General features: G+C 66.3%; 19 protein-coding genes and 1 pseudogene. 14 read left to right on the top strand and 6 right to left on the bottom strand.

The features are described 5' to 3' along the window. Window positions 1–134: 134 nt before the first annotated feature. The 6 genes and pseudogenes from Q5Y72_RS10780 to Q5Y72_RS10755 form a co-directional block, all read right to left on the bottom strand. A complete protein-coding gene (locus Q5Y72_RS10780) occupies window positions 135–689 on the bottom strand; it encodes a head-tail connector protein (protein WP_305963426.1) in 555 nt (184 codons plus the stop codon). 502 nt (window positions 690–1,191) lie between these two features. After that, window positions 1,192–2,118, bottom strand: a complete 927-nt coding sequence (locus Q5Y72_RS10775) for a hypothetical protein (RefSeq protein ID WP_305963425.1) — start codon at window positions 2,116–2,118, stop codon at window positions 1,192–1,194. Next, complete coding sequence (locus tag Q5Y72_RS10770; RefSeq protein WP_305963424.1) at window positions 2,115–2,345, bottom strand: hypothetical protein; 231 nt, start codon at window positions 2,343–2,345, stop codon at window positions 2,115–2,117. Before Q5Y72_RS10770 ends, Q5Y72_RS10775 begins: the two co-directional genes overlap by 4 nt. Continuing rightward, window positions 2,342–2,587: a hypothetical protein gene (locus tag Q5Y72_RS10765; RefSeq protein ID WP_305963423.1), complete on the bottom strand. Its 246-nt coding sequence runs from the start codon at window positions 2,585–2,587 to the stop codon at window positions 2,342–2,344. Before Q5Y72_RS10765 ends, Q5Y72_RS10770 begins: the two co-directional genes overlap by 4 nt. A 279-nt stretch (window positions 2,588–2,866) precedes the next feature. Continuing rightward, a complete protein-coding gene (locus Q5Y72_RS10760) occupies window positions 2,867–3,241 on the bottom strand; it encodes a tyrosine-type recombinase/integrase (protein ID WP_305963422.1) in 375 nt (124 codons plus the stop codon). A gap of 50 nt (window positions 3,242–3,291) precedes the next feature. Beyond that, window positions 3,292–3,525, bottom strand: a pseudogene (locus Q5Y72_RS10755) (IS21 family transposase); the annotation flags it as partial. Window positions 3,526–3,763: 238 nt separating this feature from the next. On the opposite strand from Q5Y72_RS10755, the gene Q5Y72_RS10750 reads away from it, so the two are divergent. The 14 genes from Q5Y72_RS10750 to Q5Y72_RS10685 all read left to right on the top strand — a co-directional run bounded on the left by Q5Y72_RS10750 (window position 3,764) and on the right by Q5Y72_RS10685 (window position 20,044). Then, window positions 3,764–4,387, top strand: a complete 624-nt coding sequence (locus Q5Y72_RS10750) for a hypothetical protein (RefSeq protein ID WP_305963421.1) — start codon at window positions 3,764–3,766, stop codon at window positions 4,385–4,387. After that, entirely contained in the window at window positions 4,278–5,807 is a 1,530-nt protein-coding gene (locus Q5Y72_RS10745) for a Y-family DNA polymerase (protein WP_371930807.1), read from the top strand. The genes Q5Y72_RS10750 and Q5Y72_RS10745 overlap by 110 nt, the downstream gene beginning before the upstream one ends. Further along, window positions 5,807–9,091 carry an error-prone DNA polymerase gene (locus Q5Y72_RS10740; RefSeq protein ID WP_305963419.1) on the top strand — a complete coding sequence of 1,095 codons (3,285 nt, stop codon included), beginning with the start codon at window positions 5,807–5,809 and terminating at the stop codon, window positions 9,089–9,091. Before Q5Y72_RS10745 ends, Q5Y72_RS10740 begins: the two co-directional genes overlap by 1 nt. Before the next feature lie 446 nt (window positions 9,092–9,537). Continuing rightward, entirely contained in the window at window positions 9,538–10,443 is a 906-nt protein-coding gene (locus tag Q5Y72_RS10735; RefSeq protein ID WP_305963454.1) for a dihydrodipicolinate synthase family protein, read from the top strand. Between the two features lies 1 nt (window position 10,444). Next, on the top strand, window positions 10,445–11,950 hold the full coding sequence (locus Q5Y72_RS10730; RefSeq protein WP_305963418.1) for an aldehyde dehydrogenase: 1,506 nt from the start codon (window positions 10,445–10,447) through the stop codon (window positions 11,948–11,950). 2 nt (window positions 11,951–11,952) lie between these two features. Next, the gene (locus tag Q5Y72_RS10725) at window positions 11,953–13,293 is read left to right on the top strand and encodes an NAD(P)/FAD-dependent oxidoreductase (RefSeq protein ID WP_305963417.1); all 1,341 of its coding nucleotides are present in this window, start codon (window positions 11,953–11,955) and stop codon (window positions 13,291–13,293) included. Then, complete coding sequence (locus tag Q5Y72_RS10720) at window positions 13,290–14,270, top strand: LysR substrate-binding domain-containing protein (RefSeq protein WP_305963416.1); 981 nt, start codon at window positions 13,290–13,292, stop codon at window positions 14,268–14,270. The genes Q5Y72_RS10725 and Q5Y72_RS10720 overlap by 4 nt, the downstream gene beginning before the upstream one ends. Before the next feature lie 263 nt (window positions 14,271–14,533). Continuing rightward, window positions 14,534–15,385, top strand: coding sequence for a glycine betaine ABC transporter substrate-binding protein (locus tag Q5Y72_RS10715; RefSeq protein WP_305963415.1), 852 nt, complete (start codon window positions 14,534–14,536; stop codon window positions 15,383–15,385). A 76-nt stretch (window positions 15,386–15,461) separates the two neighbouring features. Beyond that, window positions 15,462–16,565: a quaternary amine ABC transporter ATP-binding protein gene (locus Q5Y72_RS10710; RefSeq protein WP_305963414.1), complete on the top strand. Its 1,104-nt coding sequence runs from the start codon at window positions 15,462–15,464 to the stop codon at window positions 16,563–16,565. 9 nt (window positions 16,566–16,574) lie between these two features. Next, window positions 16,575–17,423, top strand: coding sequence for an ABC transporter permease (locus Q5Y72_RS10705; protein WP_305963413.1), 849 nt, complete (start codon window positions 16,575–16,577; stop codon window positions 17,421–17,423). A gap of 8 nt (window positions 17,424–17,431) precedes the next feature. After that, window positions 17,432–18,268 carry an ABC transporter permease gene (locus Q5Y72_RS10700; protein WP_305963412.1) on the top strand — a complete coding sequence of 279 codons (837 nt, stop codon included), beginning with the start codon at window positions 17,432–17,434 and terminating at the stop codon, window positions 18,266–18,268. A gap of 3 nt (window positions 18,269–18,271) precedes the next feature. Next, the gene (locus Q5Y72_RS10695; RefSeq protein WP_305963411.1) at window positions 18,272–19,270 is read left to right on the top strand and encodes a 4-hydroxyproline epimerase; all 999 of its coding nucleotides are present in this window, start codon (window positions 18,272–18,274) and stop codon (window positions 19,268–19,270) included. 150 nt (window positions 19,271–19,420) lie between these two features. After that, window positions 19,421–19,822 carry a hypothetical protein gene (locus tag Q5Y72_RS10690; RefSeq protein ID WP_305963410.1) on the top strand — a complete coding sequence of 134 codons (402 nt, stop codon included), beginning with the start codon at window positions 19,421–19,423 and terminating at the stop codon, window positions 19,820–19,822. A 63-nt stretch (window positions 19,823–19,885) separates the two neighbouring features. Beyond that, window positions 19,886–20,044: a hypothetical protein gene (locus Q5Y72_RS10685; protein WP_305963409.1), complete on the top strand. Its 159-nt coding sequence runs from the start codon at window positions 19,886–19,888 to the stop codon at window positions 20,042–20,044. Window positions 20,045–20,092: the final 48 nt, after the last annotated feature.

Genomic DNA, 20,092 nt, shown 5'->3' with positions numbered 1-20,092 from the left:
TGCATCCGAAAGCCGGGCATTGGGACCAATCGCGCCCCTGATCCGCACGCGCCGGTCGGCCGCCTTGGCCTCGGGCGATCCGGCTGGCAACCCGTCCTTGCGCGGTCTGCCGCGTGGCTTGCCCGTCGCCTCGGTCACAGCGCAACCCGCCGATGCCGTGCCGCGATGCGGGCAGCCGCGATGCTCAATCCCTGCGGCGCGTCAGCGGGGCCGCGCTGGTCGTAGAATGCTGCCGCCTGGTCGGCAATAGCAAGGCGCAGGTCAGCCGGGATGCTGCCTGCGTCCATGCCATAGCCAGCGGGATAGCTGATGCGGATCGCCACGCCGCTGCCCGAGGTGGTCAGGTTCAGCACGGGATAGCGCCCGCCCTCGATCCACCAGCCTGCCGGGTGCGGTGTGGCAATGCCTGCCTCGTCCAGCAGTTCGACGGTGATCGGATGTTCGGCCAGCGCGCCGGCATAGAACGGGCCAACGGGCAGGGGGATGCGGCTGCACCACGCGCGTAGCGTGACGGTGACAACCTGGGCCAGCAGCGCCAGTTCGCAATGCCGCTCGATTTCCGCCGCCGCTGCATCGCCCATGACGGACAGTTGCAGATCGTCGTCGTCAAAGCTGATACGTCCACGGTCCTTCAACGCCCCGAGGTCGTAGGGCGCGGCTGTGCTGATCGGGGTGCGGGTGTGGGTCATGGGCATCGTCTTGTTATGTTATCACGCATCTATATATTGGGTCAATATTGCTGACCTAACGCCTGAGCGTAAAGACCTGCCACCCGCTCCTTCCCCCCCGCCATAAGCGGCCAAGCCATTCCGGCCTGCGTCTGGGAAAGGCCCTGCGCTTCCTCGATCCGTATCCACGCGATGCCCGTATCGTGGGCCAGTCGCTTCCCCTCTGGCTTCTCACCAGACCCGCCCTTTGCAGCCATGCGCCGGTGCGGTCCCCGATCTGTCACCCTGCGCCGCAGCATCAGGTTCACCAGCCGGTGGGTATCTTGTCGCGTTTCTGAGCGGGCCTAGCAGGAGCCGGTTCCGCTCGGGGTGGGTTAGAAGTCCCCGGATCGTCATTCCCCGCTGATTTCGCTCAGCGGTCAGAAGCTAGGGCGGATGGTGGAATATGCCCGGCTCATGGTCCGGTCTGCTTCGGTGGGTGGCCGTCCCCGAACCGCGCCCATGGCACGGGGACGGGGTGGCGTTATCGCGGCGGGGGCAGGAGCAAGGTCTGGATCTCGTCGCGGTCGTTATCCTCGCGGGCCTGATCGACGCCGTATTGAACCATGTCCAAGCGGCACTCGATTTCCTCGCGCAGAATGTCGGCAATGATGTTCGGCGGCAGCGCCTCAAGCTGGCAGGTGCCGCCGGTCCAGCCCTTCGACCGGCTGTCCGTCGCTTTCGGTGGCGCGGTCGGCAGGTCGTATTGCTGCACCTGTCTGCTGGTCAGCGCCACGCGCTCGAAGGTCACATTAACGTATCCGTGGGGACGGTCGGCCATCACGAATGCCTCCACATCCTCGGCCACGCTGTCGAAGATGGATTGCCCGCTGGGATCGAAGTCGCCCAGGTGCAGGATCACGGTCGGCTTGCCGATCCGGCAGATTCGGTTTGTGAGGTTCTTCTTGGCCGTCAGGCTGTCGAAGCCGCCCGACGAATAGGCGCGGACGGAATAGGGTTCGGCCACATCGTCGAGTTGTGGCAGCATCCCCGCCGCCTCGCACCAAACTTCTATATGCCGATCCTGCCCGGCCAGCTTGTCGCGGGTGTAGTTCTTGCCCATCTCGCGGACGCGCCGCAGGAAGGCGTCCCGGTCCTCGAAGTGATCGCGGGCATAGGTGGTCACGCCATCGTCGCGGATCGCGTAGAAGGGGATCAGCTTGCCCCGCCGGGCATTGGCGAGGTGATGGCAGAGGCGACCATAAGCCGCCTCCGTCTTGTCATAGCCATGCGCTCCCACCAGCCGATAGAAGATCTGGCGGCAGGTCAGCGGCCAATACTGGCGATATTCGTCCAGCACGGCCTGCGCCTGTTCCAGCAGTTCGCGGGTCTTGGCCTGCGGGCGGTAATCGGTGATGTATCCGCGCGCCCGGCCCGTTTTACGGCTGGGTGTAGAAACGTCGAGGCTCATTCGATCACCTCGAAGTCGTCGTCGAAATCGCCGCGATGCCGGTAGAGTTCGGCCACCAGCCGGTTCATCAGCGCGTGCTGTTTTGGGCTGGGCGTCCAGTTCCGCCGCTTGGAATGCTTGGCGATGGACAGGGCAAAGCCGCGTGCCCAATCGTTCGTCGCCGCCTTGCAGACGGTCGGCCAGGACCACAGAAGTTCGTCAATAGGGCGCAGGGTGCTGCCGCTCATGCCGCTGCCCTCCGGTCCAGATGGCTGAGGAACGCCGCCTGATCGCGCCCGTTCATTGCCTCATAGGCGGCAAGACAGTAGGCTTTCCGCTCGGCGCGGGTCGCCCATTCAGCCCAATCGCGGGCCTCGGCCATGATCGACCCAAAGCCGATTTCCGGCTCGCCGGGGCGCATAACCTCGATGAACCGCTCCATCAGCGGGATACGGTCGCGCGGCTCGCAGGCAAGCACGGCCTCCAACAAGGCTCTTGCGGCAGATTCACGGTTTAGGTTATGATCAACCCAAGACAGCCAGTCTTGAAAATCAGCCCCGGTTGCGCCCGCCAGCGCGCCGGGGTTTTCGTTTTCGGGTGCTGCGTCGGTTTGCAGCGAAATCGCAAGCTGTTGTTCCGAAACAGAAAGATTTCGGGTCAGTTGCGCGATTTTCCCTTTCGATTCAATGCCTGCGGTCAGGCTACGAATCTGGGGGTCGGGCGTTCGAATCGCTCCGGGTCCGCCATTTCCTGAATACGATACAGAAAATCAATTTCCTTCGGGAAATTGTCGAGCCGCTTGCGCAGGTTTGACGGCATCTGTCCTGGTGTCGATCCGATCAAGCCGGTCGACGGCACGTCGCATGCGGCCCGTTCTGGTCGCTTCGATGGTGTCGCGAGGCACCTCTGCCAGCGACCTGCGACCGCGGATAGCCATGATGTCATGAGGGCTGCATCCCGCCTCTGCCAGCCTTCGGCAGGTCGACCTGCGCAGCCCGTGGGGTGACAGGCCATCGGGCAACCCGGCTTGAACTGCCATCGCGCGGAACCGGTTGGTGAAGCCCGCAGGCACGAAAGGCTTGCCCTTCGCCCCGGCAAGAAAGGTCCGGGCGTCCAGCGGATGGCTGTCGATCCGCGCCTTCAATCGGGGTGCAGCGGGATAGGCACGTACTGCCCGGTCTTCTGCCCACGATGCTCAAGACGCCTGTGCGGATAGGCCTGCACGAACAGGATCCGACTGTGGCAGAGCCGGACATGCGCGACCTTCACCATGGTGGTCGCGCCGTCGATCAGGACGGCTGCACGACTCCGGTCGAACTGGCAGGCGTCGCCGAGGTCGAAGCTCGGCGGGACAGAGACGGCGGCCGAGGCCTCGCGCTCGGTCCTCGCCCATGACGAGGCATAGCGCCGGACGGCATCATGGCCACCGATGCAAGGGAAGCATGTTTGGCCGCTGATCACCCCGCTGCGGGGTCACTTTTCCACGCCGGTTCACACCCTGTGTCCAGATCGGACGTCGCGCGGCAAAGGGGGGGGTGGCATCGCATGGAACATTGACGACTCATCTTTGGCAGGATTAGAACAAAACATAAACATCCATCTGCTGCCGATATGTATGTCTGTTCATGCCTTGCGGCCCCTGGCGCCTATAAGGCGGGCGCCAGACTTGCGTGCCGCCACCCTGGCCGAGATCACTTGCGCTTCGCCGCTGGACGGGGCGGGGTCGGGATTTCTCCTGGCGGCTCTGCCCGCCGGACCGGTGCTGTGGGCGCAGGATCGGCTGACAAGGCGCGAAGCAGGGGTGCCATTCCTGCTCGGCATCGGGAGGGAATTGCTGCGTGCCGATCTGTCCCGTCCTGCGGATGTTCTGACGGCGATGGAAGACGCCTTGGCCAGTCTGGCCTTTGCGGCCGTGGTGGGCGAGATATGGGGCGATCCGGCGGTGCTGGATTTCACGGCCACGCGAAGACTGGCGATGCGGGCCGAGGCGGCGGGTCGTCCGTGCTGGCTGCTGCGGCGGGCGGCGTCTGCCAATGCTTCGGCGGCGCGGATGCGGTGGCGGGTGGCGGCTTGCCCCTCGGACCCGCCGATGGACGATCCGGCCGCTCCGGGCGATCCGCGCTGGCGGGTCGAGCTGTTCAGGTCGCGCTTGTCTCCGGCGGGCGAATGGTTGGTGCGCCATGAGCGGGGTCGGCAAGGGGCGGCGGATCGCCTGCATTTTTCTGCCATCACTGCCGACGGAACGCTGGCGGAATCACCAGCTGCGGATGGGCGAAGCGGTATCCGATGACACTCCGGTCGTCCTGTGGGCCGAGGGTTCGCACGGCCCTGTCGTTCACGACCTGAATCGGGCTGCCCGAATGGCGGGGGTGCGGCGGGGGGCGCGCCTCGCGGACATGCGCGCGCTTTGTCCGGTGCTTCAGGCGGTGCCCGCCGAACTGCAGGGCGATTCGGCTGCGCTGGTGCGATTGATGTTCTGGGCGCGTCGGTGGGGTCCGTTTTCCGCGACGGATGGCAATGACGGGCTGGTCGTCGACACCACCGGGACCGCCCATCTGTTCGGCGGTGAGGACGCGCTGTTGGCTGACATGCAGGCGCGCCTGGCCCGCGCCGGGCTGACCGCACGGGTGGCGCTTGCACCAACCTGGGGCGCGGCCTGGGGGTTGTCGCGATATGGGGCAGAGCGTTCTGTCTGTCACGATCTTGCCGATCTGCATCCGCTGCCTGTCGCGGCACTGCGATTGTCGGACGATACGCTGCTGTTGCTGCGCAGGCTGGGGCTGCGGCGGATTGGCGATCTGGCGGCGATGCCGCGCCTGACGCTGATGCGCCGCTTTGCCCGCGCCCCGATCCGGGACAATCCGCTGACCAGGCTGGATCAGGCGATGGGCCAGCTGGCCGAGCCGGTTGCAGCACCCGATCCGCCCCCGGATTTCATGGCCGAGGCGCGGCTGGCCGAGCCGGTGTTCGATCCGACGGACTGGCTGCCCGGTCTGGTCGACGAACTGGCCAGAAAGATGGCAGAACAGGATCGCGGTTGCCGGCGGTTATGCCTGTCGGTGTTTCGCGTCGATGGCGAACGTCGCGACATCCGCGTGGCAACCGCTGCGCCCAGCCGGGAAGCCGCGCATCTGTTGCGCCTTTTTGCCGGGCGGCTTGACCATCTGGATCCCGGTTATGGCTTCGATCTGATCCGTTTGCTGGCCGAGACGACCGAGCCTCTGGCGACAGCGCAAGTGAGCCTGGAGGGCAATGCCGACACGGCCTTGCATCTGTCAAGGCTGATCGACCGGCTGGTAGCCCGGTTCGGGCCTGATGCCATCGTGCGTCCGGTGCCGATGGAAAGCCATATTCCCGAACGGTCCGAGGGCAGGGCCGAAGCCATGCGGACCGATCCGCCGCCCGCGCCGCGCCCTGATCGCCCTATCCGCCTGTTTGACCGCCCCGAGGAGGTGCGTGTCCTTTACGCGCTTCCCGACGGCCCCCCGGCCCTGTTCATCTGGCGCCGCCAGCAGATTTCCGTCGCCCGTCATGCCGGGCCTGAACGCATCGCGCCCGAATGGTGGCGCGACGGCGCTGGCGCGCGGCTGCGCGACTACTACCGGATCGAGGACGCCACCGGCCGCCGGCTGTGGCTGTATCGCGAAGGTCTGGAAGGCGATGGCCGGGGCGGGTTGCCCCGCTGGTTCATTCACGGGGTCTTCGCCTGATGCCGCAGAATGACCATCAGGCCCCGCGCCGCAGGCTGAGCGGTGATTTCATTCCCAACCCGCGGGCACCCTTTGTCGAACTGGGGATGACTTCGGCATTCTCGTTCCTGCGTGGCGCGTCCGATGCGACCGAACTGGTCCAGACCGCGCATGACCTTGGCTATGATGCCATCGGCATCGCCGATCTGAACAGCCTTGCCGGGGTGGTGCGACTGCATGCCGAGGCTCGCAAGGCCACGTTGCGCCCCATCATCGGCGCGCGGATCGTGCTGACCTGCGGCACCGGCTTCCTGGCCTATCCTCGTGACCGCGCGGCCTATGGGCAATTGTCCACGCTGATTTCCAAGGGCAGGATGCGCGATCCTGACGGACACTGGCAGGCAAAGGGCGTCTGCGATCTGACGCTGAAGGACATGACCGATCATGCCGAAGGGCTGGCGCTGATCTGGCTGCCGGGCGACGATCTGTCCGTGCTTCCCGGCCTTGTCGCGAGGCTGCCCGGGTTGGGCCATGTCGCCGCCTCGTATCTGTATCGCGACGGTGACGTGGCCCGGATCAACCGGCTGGACCGGGCGGCGCGGGCCTGCGGGCTGACGATCCTTGCCACGAACGATGTGCATTATCACGCCCCGGACCGCCGGCCGTTGCAGGACGTCATGACATGCATCCGTTACGGCACCACCATCGACCGTGCCGGATACCTGCTGGATGCCAATGCCGAACGCCATCTGAAAGCGCCCGGGGAAATGGTGCGGCTGTTTTCCCGCTGGCCCCACGCCATCCATGCTGCGCGCGATCTGGCAGACCGGCTGACCTTTTCGCTGACCGAATTGTCCTATGAATATCCCCGCGAAACCGCGCCGCCGGGGCGCGACCCGCTGGATTATCTGGCCGAACTGACCTGGGCAGGGGCGGCCAACTGCTATCCCGACGGCGTGCCGGACAAGGTTCGTGCGGCGCTGCACCACGAACTGTCCCTGATCGGCAGGAAGAGCATCGCCCAGTATTTCCTGACCATCCGCGAGATCGTGGATTTCGCCCGGTCGCGCGGCATCCTCTGCCAGGGGCGGGGCTCGGCCGCCAATTCGGCGGTCTGTTTTGTTCTGGGCATCACCCCGGTCGATCCCGCGCATTTCGACCTGCTGTTCGAACGGTTCATCAGCGAGGACCGGGATGAACCGCCCGACATCGACGTGGACTTCGAACACGAACGCCGCGAGGAGGTCATCCAGTACATTTACGAAAAATACGGCCGCGACCGCGCGGCCCTGTGTGCCACGGTGATTCATTACCGTCCGCGTTCCGCCATCCGCGAGGTGGGCCGCGCGATGGGCCTGTCCGAGGACATCACCGGCGCCCTGGCCCGCACCGTCTGGGGGTCGTGGGGCACCAGCATGGGTGCTGGTGAAGCCGCCGAGGCCGGGGTGGATGTCACCGACCTGCGCCTGCGCCGGACGCTTGTGCTGGCCCAGCAGATGATCGGGATGCCCCGGCACCTGTCCCAGCACGTCGGCGGCTTCATCCTGACCGAAGGAAAGCTGACCGAAACCGTGCCCATCGGCAACGGCGCCATGCCTGACCGCAGCTTCATCGAATGGGACAAGGACGACATCGACGCGCTTGGCATCCTGAAGGTCGACGTGCTGGCCTTGGGGATGCTGACCTGCATCCGCAAATGCTTTGACCTGATCGCGGCGCATCATGGCCGGCGGCTGACGCTGGCGGACCTGAACCCCGCCGCGCCGGACGCCGCGCCGGTGTTCGAGATGCTGTGCCGGGGCGACAGCATAGGGGTGTTTCAGGTCGAAAGCCGGGCGCAGATGAACATGCTGCCACGCCTGAAGCCACGCGAATTCTATGATCTGGTGATCGAGGTCGCCATCGTCCGCCCCGGCCCGATCCAGGGCGACATGGTCCACCCCTATCTGCGCCGCCGCACTGGGCAAGAGCCGGTGGACTATCCACAGCCCGGTCCGCCGCATCCGCCAAACGAGTTGAAGGACATTCTGGAACGCACGCTGGGCGTGCCGATCTTTCAGGAACAGGCCATGAAGATCGCCATGGTCGCGGCTGAGTTCGACTCGAAGAAAGCCAACGAACTCCGCAAGGCAATGGCCACGTTTCGGTCGCGCGGGACAATCAATTCACTTGAAGGCGATATGGTCGACGGCATGACCCGGCGCGGATACGATCCGGTCTTTGCGCGCCGCTGCTTTGACCAGATCAAGGGTTTCGGAGAATACGGCTTTCCCGAAAGCCATGCGGCGGCCTTTGCGCACCTGGTCTATGTTTCGGCCTGGCTGAAGCACTACTATCCGGCCGCCTTTGCTGCCGCCCTTCTCAACAGTCAGCCAATGGGCTTTTATGCCCCCGCCCAAATTGTCCGCGACGCGCGCGATCACGGGGTTCAGGTGCGCGCCGCCGACGTGAACCTGTCGGATTGGGACAGCACCCTCGAACCTGGCAAGGAAGATCCGGCCCTGCGGCTGGGGCTGCGCCAGATCGAAGGTCTGGGCCAGGCCACGGCCGACCGGCTGACTGCGGCGCGGGACATGCCGTTTTCCGGGCTGGCCGATCTGCAAGCGAGGGCGGCGTTGAACACGGGTGCGATACGGCGGCTGGCGGCGGCGGATGCGTTCCGGTCTGCCGGACTGGACCGGCGCGCGGCGCTATGGGATGCCAAGGCGCTGCGCAATGCGCCCGACCTGCCGCTGTTCAGAAGGGGGGAGGACGAGGGCCAGGAACCCGCCGTTACCCTGCCCGCGATGCCGATCTGCGAACAGGTCGTCGCGGATTACCAGACGCTGCGGCTGTCCCTGAAGGCGCATCCGATGCGGTTCCTGCGGAGATCCATGGCGGCGCAGGGCTATACGACCGCTGCCAGCCTGCATCGCCTCAATCATGGCGAATCCGTGCGACTGGCCGGCCTTGTCCTGATCCGCCAGCGGCCCGGCAGCGCCAAGGGCGTCTGCTTCATCACCACCGAGGATGAGACCGGCGCTGCAAACCTGGTCATATGGCCCAAGATATTCGCGGCCTTTCGGAAGGTCATCATGACGGCGCGGCTGATCGATGTCAGGGGCAGGGTGCAGCGTGGCGACGGCGTGATTCACATCGTTGCGGAAAGCATGACCGATCGCAGCGACGTGCTGTGGCGCCTGTCTGGCGAACGGCTGGCTCCGCCCATGTCGCACGCCGACGAAGTGAACCGCCCCATCCCTGCCAGCCGACAGCGACATCCTCGCGATGTTGACGTGATCCCGAAATCACGGGATTTCCACTGAGGCTGCTTTCCCGGGGCCAACTCATTGGTCTCACGGACCGGGACCTGAGCCGTGCCGCCAGCGCCCCGGCGAACAGGACGGTCTTGGCGTCCCTGTCGTGGCGGGTCGCAGCGCGGGGTCACTCCTTCGATCTGCCGATCATCCACCCGTGGCTCGCCACGGCTTGTCGTCACGAGCGGCTTCAGACGCTTTGCCTGTTCGGTCATCGACCGGAAAGGGCTCATCATCCCCCGCGCGGTTCGAGGGTCCTGAATCGCGGGGCCAAGGGCAGCTTCAGGACGATCGGGGGCCCTGACCCTAGCTGTGCTAATGCCTCGGCGCTGAATATTCTCCTTTGCGGCATACGCCACGGATCACTAACCCATAGTCGCAGCCAAAGCCCGTTCACCCTTGATGAGGCCAGTTGGCACGCGCACAGGATTGGAGGCCGCCGCATGACACACCGCATGGTGCTTGAAGGCATCTACACCCCGCTGATCACGCCCTTTCACGCCGATGGCTCGATCGATTTCGAGGCGCTGGCCGAGTTGATCGAGCGTCTGGCCGACGCCGGGGTTCATGGCTTGATCTCGGGCGGCTCGACCGGCGAAAACTATGCCGAAACCGTCGAGGAACGGCTGGAGCTTGCGCGCTTCATCACCGAGCGCGCCAAGGGACGGCTGCCGGTCATCGTCGGCACCGGCGCGTTGCGCACGCCCGACTCCATCGCGCTGGCCGAAGGCGCGCGCGAGATGGGCGCGGACGCGATCCTGCTGGGCACGCCGCCCTATTCGGTGCCGACCGAGACGGAAAACGCCCTGAACGCGCTGGCCATCGACCGCGCCTGCGGGTTGCCGATCATCCTCTACAACTATCCCGGTCGGATGGGCGTCGCGATGGGCCGCGACTTTCTCGATCGCGTCGGCCGGTCGAAGAACGTCATCGGCATCAAGGAAAGCTCGGGCGACATCAACCGCGTGCATCTGCTGGCCCGCGACTATCCGCACATCCAGATGTCCTGCGGCATGGACGATCAGGCCCTGGAATTCTTTGCCTGGGGCGCGCGCAGCTGGATCTGCGCGGGATCAAACTTCCTGCCGAAAGAACATGTCGCGCTGTATGAAGCCTGCGCGGTGCGCGGCGATTTCGACAAGGGTCGGCGGATCATGTCGGCGATGCTGCCGCTGATGGCGGTGCTGGAACAGGGCGGCAAGTTCATCCAGTGCGTCAAGCATGGGGTCGAGACGACAGGCCTGCGCGCCGGACCGATGCGGCCGCCGCTGAAGGGGCTGAACAAGGATGAGAAACGCGCGCTGGAACAGGTGATCCGCACGCTGAAGACCGCCGTCACCGCGATCACGGAAGGAAACTGAGATGAGCGAGCTTCTGACCACCGAGGAATACAAGGCCATCGCCGCATCGCTGGAACTGCCGCAGAATGCCTTCATCGACGGCGGCTTCCGCCCGGCGATCTCGGGCAGGACCTTCGTGACGACGAACCCCGCGACGGGTGAGGCGCTGACCGAAGTCGCGGCCTGCGGCGCCGAGGATGTCGATCTGGCCGTGCAAAAGGCCCGCGAAGCGTTCGAGGATGGCCGCTGGTCGCGCCTGCACCCCGCAGAACGCAAGGACGTGCTGATCCGGCTGTGCAAGCTGCTGACCCGAAATGCCCGCGAACTGGCGGTGATGGAAAGCATCGACAGCGGCAAGACGATCCATGATTGCGAGACCGTCGATGTGCCGGAAACGATCCATGTGCTGAAATGGCACGCCGAACTGATCGACAAGATCTACGATCAGGTCGCCCCCGCATCCGACGATCACATCGCGATGGTCGTCCGCGAACCCGTGGGTGTCGTCGGGCTGGTGCTGCCCTGGAACTTTCCGCTGCTGATGCTGGCCTGGAAGATCGGACCGGCGCTGGCCGCCGGCTGTTCCGTCGTGGTCAAGCCGGCTGCCGAAACCACGCTGACCGCGCTGCGGGTGGCCGAACTGGCCGTGCAGGCCGGGCTGCCGCGCGGCGTTCTGAATGTCGTCACCGGCGGCGGGGCCGAGGTCGGCGAGCCGCTGGGGCGTCACCCGGATGTGGACATGGTCAGCTTTACCGGATCGACCGTGACCGGCCGGCGGTTCCTTCATTACTCGGCCGACAGCAACCTGAAAGAGGTGGTGCTGGAACTGGGCGGCAAGAACCCCTGCATCGTGCTGGACGATGCCGAGGATCTGGACGCTGTCGCCGCCCATGTCGTGAACGGCGCGTTCTGGAACATGGGGCAGAACTGTTCGGCCGCCTCGCGGCTGATCGTCCACAAGGACATTCAGGACAAGCTGATGGACCGGATCACCGCCCATGCGCGCGAATGGATCGTCGGCGACCCGCTGGACCCGCAGGTGCGGGTGGGGGCGCTGGTCTCGACCGGACATTTCCGGAAGGTCAGCGGCTATCTGAAGGCCGCGCAGGATGAGACGATCCTGCTGGGCGGCAAGATCGTCGCGGAAGGATTCATCGAACCGACCATCGTGCAGACCGGCGCCGCATCGACGCTGGCCCGCGAGGAAATCTTCGGTCCGATCCTGACGCTGGTGCCGGTGGCCAGCTTCGAGGAAGCCATCGCCATCGCCAACGAGACCGAATACGGCCTGGCGGCCTCGATCTTCACCGCGATTGGCAAGCGGGCCCTGCGCGGGGCGCGGATGCTTCGGGCGGGCACCGTCACCGTCAACAGCTTTGGCGAGGGCGACATCACCACCCCCTTCGGCGGCTACAAGCAGTCGGGCTTTGGCGGGCGCGACAATTCCATTCACGCCCATGACCAGTATACCCAGCTGAAGACCATCTGGCTGGACCTGACCGATCACACCGCGACCGCGCTGGACTGATCATGGCGGTCCATCAGGCGGTTCGCACCCCCGTCTTCACCGGTCCGGCCGGCTGGGCCGCGATCCTTCCCCCTGCGGCGACGCGCGCGCCGCTGGCGGGGCGCGCGGGCTGCGACGTGGCGATCGTCGGGGGCGGCTTCGCGGGCCTGTCGGCCGCGCGGCGGCTGCTGCAGATCGACCCGGCGATGCGGGTCGTCCTGCTGGACGCCAAGCGCATCTCCGAGGGCGGGGCGGGGCGCAATTCCGGCTTCATGATCGACCTGCCGCATGATCTGACATCGGCAGATTATGCCGGCAGCCATCCCTCGCAGGACCTGACGCGGCTGAACCGCGCGGCCATCGACTTCGCGGCCGAGGCGGTGCGCGACTACGCGATCCCTTCGGGCTATCTGCAGCGCTCGGGCAAGATCAACGGCGCGGCCTCGGATGCGGGGATGGCCGCCAATGCCAGCTATGCGCGGCATCTGAGCGACCTCGGCGAGCCGCATGAGCTGCTGGACGCCCGCACCATGCACAAGGTCACGGGCAGCCGTTACTATCGGGGCGGGCTGTTCACGCCCGGCACGGCGATGCTGCAACCCGCAGGCTATGTGCAGGGACTGGCGGCCGGGCTGGAACGCGCGGGCGTGACGATCCACGAGAACAGCCCGGTCCTGGAATTCGCCAGCAACGCGCAGGGCTGGGCGCTGCGCACGCCCGAGGGCGGCCTGCAGGCGCAGCGCGTCATCCTGGGCAACAACGGCCATCTGGAAAGCTTCGGCTTCAAGGCGGGGCGGCTGATGCACATCATGCTGAATGCCTGCATGACCGAGGAACTGCCGCCCGAAGCCGTCGCGGCGCTTGGCGGGCGGGAGTGCTGGGGCGTGACGCCGGCCGATCCGATGGGCACGACCGTTCGCCGCATCGGCCCGGCGCAGGGCGGCCATCGCATCGTGATTCGGCAGGGCGGCGCCTATCGGCCGGACATGCAGGCCAGCGCGGGCGATCTGGCACGCGCCACCCGCCACATGCGGCAGAAATTCGACGCGCGCTTTCCGATGCTGGCCGGGCTGCGCTTCGAGCATCGCTGGTCGGGGCATCTGTGCCTGTCCAAGAACGGCGTTTCGGTGATGCGCGAACTGGAGCCGGGGCTGTATGCCGCCTGCGTCCAGAACGGCCTGGGCACCGCGCGCGGCACGCTGACCGGCATCGGTGCAGCCGAACTGGCCTGCGGGCAGCAAAGCGCCATCACCCGCTTCTTCACCGCCGAGGCGGAACCGGCCCGCCTGCCGCCGCATCCCTTCGACACGATCGGGGCCAACGCATATCTTCGCTGGAAAGAGTGGCAGTCGCGGCTAGAATGACCTCTCGCACGCAGAGGACCGCCGTCACCGAGATGCCGCCGATCAAGCGCCGCTATCTGCCATCCCTGGGGGCGTTCGCCACCTTCGAGGTCGCGGCCAAACACCTCAGCTTCACGCTGGCTGCGAAGGAACTGAACGTCACCCAAGGTGCGGTCAGCCAGCAGATCCGGCTGCTGGAACGCGCGCTGGATAAGGCGCTGTTCCTGCGCAAGCACAACGCGCTGGAACTGACGCCAGAGGGGGCGACCCTTTTTGCCTCGGTGACGGCAGGGCTGGACACGATCAGCGCGGGCGTGGCCGCGGTGACCGGGGACGAGGGGCCGCAGACGATCACCATTGCCGCAACCGACGGCATGGCCAATTACTGGCTGAAGCCCTTGATCAACAGTTTCCGCGCAGACCATCCGGGCATCGGCTTCACGGTATTTGCCTCGGACGAGAACGACACGCTGCGCAATTATTCCGAGGTGGACGTCTCGATCCTGTGCGGCAATGAACGCTGCGAGGCGGGCGAAGAGCTGCATTTCCTGTTCCCCGAGGTCGCCCAGCCGGTCTGCTCGCCCGGGTTCATGCAGCGCATCGGCCCGTCGCCATCCGCAGAGGCCCTGGGGCAGGTGCCGTTGCTGCACCTGCACGAACGCCATTGGAGCGCGGATGCGATCGGCTGGCATCCGCTTGGCTGGCCGGAATGGTTCAGCGCCCAGGGGGTCGACTGGTCACGCGATTTCGCGCTGACATCGAACAAGGTCGGGCTGCTGACCGAGGCCGCCATCGCCGGCGAGGGGGTCATGCTGGGCTGGCACCACATGGTCCGCTCGCTGGTGCGGCAGGGGCGGCTGGTGTTCGCCCATCCGGCGCCGATCTCGATGGGGCGCGGCAACTTCCTGAACTGCCGCCTCAAATCCATGGATCGCCCGGCCGTTGCGGCATTTGTCCAGCACCTGCTGCGGCAGGTGAAGGCGCAGGGCGAGGTCTGACCCCCGGCACGCCCCGAGATTTACTAATGTCCCGCCACAGGGAATTCTCGTTTGCCGCGGGGGCAGCCGGCATGGGAAAACACCGCTATTCCAAGGGACGGGCGCCCTGAAGACAAGGCTCGCACGATCCCCGACAGACCGCCTTTCCGCCTGACGCCAGACGGAGCCATGACAACGCCGCGATGCCAGATCGCGGCGGCAGGACAGTCATGTCCAGTCGCAGGATCACTGAACGACAAGAAACAAGCAACCGGAGGTTACGAATGAACAAGCTGTTGAAAACCATCCTGGCCGGCGCGATGGCGCTGGGACTGGCATCGCCCGTCATGGCTCAGGACAAGGTGATCCGCATGGGCACCCTGTCCTGGGAGGATCTGACGCCGATCACGGGCATCACCAGGAAGGTCCTCGAGGACAAGGGCTTCACCGTCGAGGTGACCGAGTTTTCCGAATGGGGCATCGCCTATGCGGCGCTGGCCAAGGGCGATGTGCAGATCCTCGCATCGCAGACCGACTACGTCGCCCATGACTACTGGGACCGCAACAAGAACCGGCTGGAAAAGATCTCTCCGGTGTCGCACGGCCTGTATCAGGGCATCGCGGTGCCGTCCTATGTCAACATAGACTCGGTCGAGCAGTTGAACGAGAACGCCGACAAGTTCGGCGGCAAGATCATCGGCATCGAGCCGGGCTCGGGCCTGATGCGCGACACCACGAACGCCGTCAGCGAATACGCGCTGGACCTGCAACTGGTCGAGGGCAGCTCGGCCGCGATGACCGCGGCGCTGAAATCGGCCATCGACCGCCAGGAGTGGATTGCCGTCACCATCTGGGAACCGTCCTGGATGACCCAGAAGTTCGACATCAAGTTCCTGGCCGACCCGAAGGGCGTCTTTCCGCCGCCGCAAAGCTATTACTGGATCGGGCAGGATGGCTTCTCGGCCGAGAACCCGGAAGCGCGCGAAGCCATCGCCAGCGTCTATGTGCCGCTTGCCGACATCACCGCGATCAACGGCGCGGTCAGCGACGGCAAGACCATGGACGAGGCCGTAGCCGACTGGGTGGGCGCCCATGCCGACCTGATCTCGCGCTGGTCGAACATCAAGTCCTACTGACGCGCGACGGGCGGGCGGTCGCCGTGACCGCCCGCCTTCACAAGGGCCCTTCGACAGGGGCGGGATGGGGATAGACATGACGAACGCAGCCAGCACCGAAGTCCTGATCGACTGCCGGAATCTGTGGAAGGTCTTTGGCGACCGCAGCAAGGAGGCGATTGCCTCGATCACCCAACGCGGGCTTTCCAAGACGCAGATCCTGCAGGAATTCAACTGCGTGGTCGGCGTGTCCGACGCCAGCCTCAAGGTGCATCGCGGCGAGATCTTCTGCATCATGGGCCTGTCGGGTTCGGGAAAATCGACGCTGATCCGGCTTCTGAACAAGCTGATCACGCCCAGCCTCGGCACCGTGTTCGTGAAGGGCCGCGACATCTCGGGCCTCGACGGGCCGGAACTGCGCCGGATGCGCGCCCGGCATATCGGCATGGTGTTCCAATCGGTCGCCCTGCTGCCGCAGCGCACGGTGCTGGAAAACGCGGCCTTCGGGCTGGAAGTGCAGGGCATCCCGCGCGAGCAGCGCAACGAGGCGGCCCGGGCCGCGCTGGCCAAGGTCGGCCTGTCCGACTGGACCGCGCGCTATCCCTCGGAACTGTCGGGCGGCATGCAGCAGCGCGTGGGCCTGGCCCGCGCCCTGACCGCCGACCCCGAGATCATCCTGATGGACGAGCCGTTCAGCGCGCTGGACCCGCTGATCCGGCGCCAGCTGCAGGACGAATTCCGGCAACTGACCAAGGATCTGGGCAAGTCGGCCGTATTCATCACCCATGACCTCGACGAGGCGATCCGCATAGGCGACCGCATCGCCATCATGAAGGACGGCGCGATCATCCAGGTCGGCACCGCCGAGGAAATCGTGATGAACCCTGCCGATCAATATGTCGCCGATTTCGTCGCCGGCATCTCGCGGCTGCATCTGGTCAAGGCCCATTCGCTGATGCAGCCGGCCGAGGCTTGGCGCGCCACGACCGAGGGACGGGACATGACGCATCTGCCGCGCTGCACGACCGAGGCCGATATCGACACGCTGATCGCCTGCATCACCGAGGGCGACCATGACGCCGTGGCCGTCGAGGATGACGGCCGCATCGTCGGCGTCATCACGGTGCGCGACCTGCTGCGCGGCGTCCGGGGCGAGGCGGCGGAGGCCTCGGGCCCGTCGCCGGCCGAAAATGCGGCATAGGGGGCGATGATGGACAATGCGGCTTTCGTGCAGGGCTTCGACCGGATCATCGACGATGCGCTGTTCTGGCTCAGCGATCATGCGGCCTTCCTCTTCGATTTCTTCCGGGCGATGCTCGAGGGGCTTTACGAGGGGGTGCTGTGGCTGGTGATGCTGGCGCCGGCCTATGCGGTGGCGGCCATCATGGGACTGATCGGCTGGCGGCTGATCGGTCCGGCCTTCGGCGCGCTGACCGCGGCTGCGCTGGTGTTCTGCGCGCTGATGGGATTGTGGCCGGAAACGATGGAGACGCTGGCGCTGGTCATCGCCGCATCGGTCATCGCGCTGGCGATCAGCCTGCCGATCGGCGCCATCGCCGGGCTGGTGCCCTGGCTTGACCGCGCGCTTACGCCGGCGCTGGACCTGATCCAGACCCTGCCGCCCTATATCTACCTGCTGCCGGCCATCGCTCTGCTGGGCTATGGCCCGGCGACGGCGCTGGTCGCCACGGTGATCGTGGCAGTGCCACCGGCAATCCGGCTGACCGCGCTTGGCATTCGCCAGACGCCCCGCGAATTCATCGAACTGGGGCAGGCCGTGGGCGTCAGCCCGCTGCAGATGTTCCTGAAGATCCGCCTGCCCTTCGCCGTCCCCAGCATCATGGCCGGCATCAACCAGAGCCTGATGATGGCCTTCGGCATGGTGGTGATCGCCGGGATCGTCGGGTCGGGCGGGCTTGGCGAGACAATCTATGGCGCGATCCGCACGCTGGACATCGCCACCTCGATCAACGCCTCGATCGCCATCGTGATCCTGACGATGATGCTTGACCGGCTGACCCAAAGCGCGGCTGCGGGCCGCCCCGGCGATAGGACCTGACCATGCCCATGCAGATCTCTCCCGGCGCTTTCCTTGCCCCCGTCGTCGACTGGCTGAACGCCAATTTCCACGGCGTCTTCGCGATCGTCAGCCGCGTGATCGAGGCTGTCCTCGGCGCGATCGAGGCCGCGCTGCTGTCGCTGCCGGCGCTGGCCGTCATCGCGGTGCTGGCGCTGTTGGCCGGCTTGGCGATCGGCCTCAGGGCGGCGATCCTGGCCGGCTGCTGCCTTGGCTTCTGCCTGCTGGCAGGACTGTGGCAGGCGTCGATGCAGACCATCGCGCTGGTCGGCGTGGCGGTGTTCATCTCGGTCGCGATCGCCTTTCCCCTGGGCATCCTTGCAGCCCGTCGGCCCCGGATCGAGGCCGCGCTGCGTCCGATCCTCGACGTGATGCAGACGGTGCCCCCCTGGGTCTACCTGATACCGGCGGTGATGATCTTCAGCCTCGGACGGGTGCCCGCGATCATCGCCACCATCGTCTATGGCATCCCGCCGATGCTGCGCCTGACCACGCTGGCCTTTCGCGGCGTCCCCCGGGACCTGAAGGAACTGGGGCAGGCGATCGGCGCGCATCCCCGCACGATCCTTTGGAAGATCGAGATCCCGGCCGCCATGCCCACGTTGCTGGTCGGGCTGAACCAGTGCATCCTGCTGTCACTGGCCATGGTGGTGCTGGCGGGCCTCGTCGGTGCCGGCGGCCTGGGCGCCGAGGTGACGCGCGGTCTGACCCGGATGGAGATGGGGCTTGGCCTGCGCGCCGGGCTGGCCATCGTGGCGGTGGCACTGCTGCTGGACCGGCTGTCGCGCGGCGCGCTGGACCGGCGCGCGGCCCGGCGGGGAATCTGACCGGTGCGGCACCGTTTCTTCTGCATCGACGCGCATGCCTGCGGCAACCCGGTCCGGGTCGTCGTGGCGGGCGGCCCGATCCTGCCGCATCTGCCCATCGCCGAGCGGCGCGGGATCTTCCTGCGCGACCATGACTGGGTGCGCACCGCCCTGATGTTCGAGCCGCGCGGCCACGACATCATGTCCGGCGCGATCCTGTATCCGCCGCACCGCGACGATTGCGATATCGCGGCGCTGTTCATCGAGGTCAGCGGCTGCCTGCCGATGTGCGGCGCGGGCACCATCGGGCTTGCCACGGTCGCCATCGAGGAGGGGCTGGTGACACCCCGCAGCCCCGGCCTGCTGGCCGTCGAAACTCCCGCCGGCCGGGTCGATGTGGCCTACCGCGTCACGGGCGGCAGGGTCGACAGCGTCCGCCTGATGAACGTACCCAGCTTCCTGCACAGCGCCGATGTCGCGGTCGATGTGCCCGGCCTGGGGCGGGTGACCGTCGACATCGCTTATGGCGGCAACTTCTACGCGGTGGTCGAACCGCAAACCGGCTGGCCGGGGCTGGACGGCATGTCGGCCTCGGCCATCGTGGCCCGCAGCCGCGCCCTGCGCGCGGCGCTGGCGCCCGTCTGCGACCCCGTCCACCCCGAGGATGATCGCATCCGGGGCGTGCATCACGTCATCTGGTGCGACGGTCCCGACGCGGCCGATTGCGACGGTCGCGATGCGGTCTTCTATGGCGAGAAGGCGATCGACCGGTCGCCGGGCGGCACCGGCACCTCGGCGCGGCTTGCACAATTGCATGGCAAGGGGCGCCTGGCCATCGGCGAGACCTTCCGCAACAAGAGCCTGATCGGCACGATCTTCGAGGGCCGCGCCGAATCCGCCGTGCGGATCGGCGGATATGCCGGCATCCTGCCCGCGATCACCGGATGGGCGCGGATCATTGGCCACAACACCATCATCGTCGACGATGACGACCCGCTGCGACACGGCTTCCAGATCATCTGAACCGCCTCCCCTGCCACCCGTTTCCCGCTTGCCGGGCGGGTCGCGCCGCCCTAGGCTCGGCCTGACCGCCGCAGCATCGGCGCGGCGGCGCATCAGGCTTGCCAGCGGCAAGGGCTGAAGGCCCGGCCCGCAGATCAAGGGAAGATATCCATGCTCAAGACGCTTCTGCTGGTTGCTGCGACCACGCTGCCGCTGGCCGCGACGGCGCAGACCACCGAGACCGTGACGTTCAAGCCCGGCAATTACGGCACGATGGTGACCGGGTCGATCACCGGCGACGGCTATGCCGACTACCGGATCGGCGCCAAGGCGGGGCAAGAGCTGTTCGCCGAACTGGCGGTGGCCGAAAGCTCGGGCGACGGTTCGATCTATTTCAACCTGCTGCCGCCCGGCAGTGCCGACGTGGCGATCTACAACGCCTCGATGGACGGCAACAGCGCGACGATTCCGCTGCCCCGGGACGGCACCTACACGATCCGCGTCTACCACATGGGCAATGACGAGGATTCGGGCGCGACGACCAGCTTCAACCTCGACCTTTCGATACAGTGAATACCCCCGGCATCCCCGCGGGGGCGCTTCTGTACCTCCTGAACCCCAAATGAGGACACTGCCGTGAAGACAATCGCATTGCTCCTGCTGGTGACCGTCGTCGCCGGTTGCGTGACGGACGACATGCCGATGGAAACCGACATCTCGGAGGCGAACCGCAACGAGGTCTGCCCGGCCGATGTGTCCGAGGCCGATCGCGCCGACTATCCGGCCTGCAACTGAGCGAATCAGGCCTGACCACGCGATGAAAGGCGGCGCAGGCCGCGCCGC

Origin of the sequence: Paracoccus spongiarum (genome assembly GCF_030732095.1) — a bacterium.
GTDB classification, from domain to species: Bacteria; Pseudomonadota; Alphaproteobacteria; order Rhodobacterales; family Rhodobacteraceae; genus Paracoccus; species Paracoccus spongiarum.
This window is presented reverse-complemented; position numbering and strand designations above follow the sequence as displayed.